The organism is Paenibacillus sp. P4_E11, from assembly GCF_056401635.1.
Genome location: NZ_JBFUIX010000567.1, coordinates 1 through 966, shown reverse-complemented (window position 1 = coordinate 966; position 966 = coordinate 1). Strand labels below are relative to the sequence as shown.

The 966-nt window shown below is 44.6% G+C and carries 1 protein-coding gene; it reads left to right on the top strand.

What is annotated here, in order from left to right:
• Positions 1-966 (top strand): ArsB/NhaD family transporter (locus AC1DWB_RS36080; protein ID WP_477545858.1); only part of this gene is annotated, 966 nt, incomplete at both ends.

Genomic DNA, 966 nt, shown 5'->3' with positions numbered 1-966 from the left:
CTATTACGATTATGGCTACTATAGTCATGGCTATTGTATTGGAAAGTTTCGGTTTTTTTTATTGGGCGGCAGAAGGACTAGCTTATCGAGCCAAAGGCTCTGGGATTCGTCTATTCTGGTATGTGAATCTGACTTGCTTTCTGATGACTCTTTTCTTCAACAACGATGGAAGCATCTTGATTACTACCCCTATCTTGTTAATCATGCTCCAACATTTCGGATTCAAAAATCACGAGAAAATCCCTTATCTGCTATCTGGCGCGCTCATTGCAACCGCCTCAAGTGCACCAATTGGCGTCAGTAACATCGTGAATCTGATCGCACTGAAGATAATAGGGATGGACCTCTACATGCATACCGTCATGATGTTCGTACCGGCAACGGCCGGGTTACTGTTTCTAGCTTCCCTGCTGTTTCTATGCTTTTACCGTCATCTGCCTAAGCGCATACCACTGAACGTTCATATCCGGTCTACGGGTGCAACTAGAAGCCATCCCCTTCTGGTTGAGCAAGATGCCGTGCCGGTTTTCAAAAACAAAACAAGGTTTATGCAATATGTACTATTGTTCGTCTTCTCCGTAAGGCTCAGTCTCTTCGCCGCGTCCTATACTCATTTACCAGTTGAGGCTGTAGCCGTCTTGGGTTCAATCCTTCTGCTGTGTTGGAGGTGGGTTTACTTGGGCACATCTCCCATGGATATGTTCAAGAAAATACCGTGGCACATCCTTATCTTCGCCTTCGGAATGTATGTCATTATATACGGATTGAACAATCTCGGATTAACCCAATTGCTCGTATCCTTCTTCAAACCGCTTATAGCAGGAGATTTGCTCAATGCGAGCTTGATGATGGGCGGACTGCTTTCGCTCATGTCTACTTTGTTCAACAACCACCCTGCCTTAATGATTGGTACATTAACCTTAACGAACATGGGTCTTGATCCGTTAACGTTGAAAATCTCATACT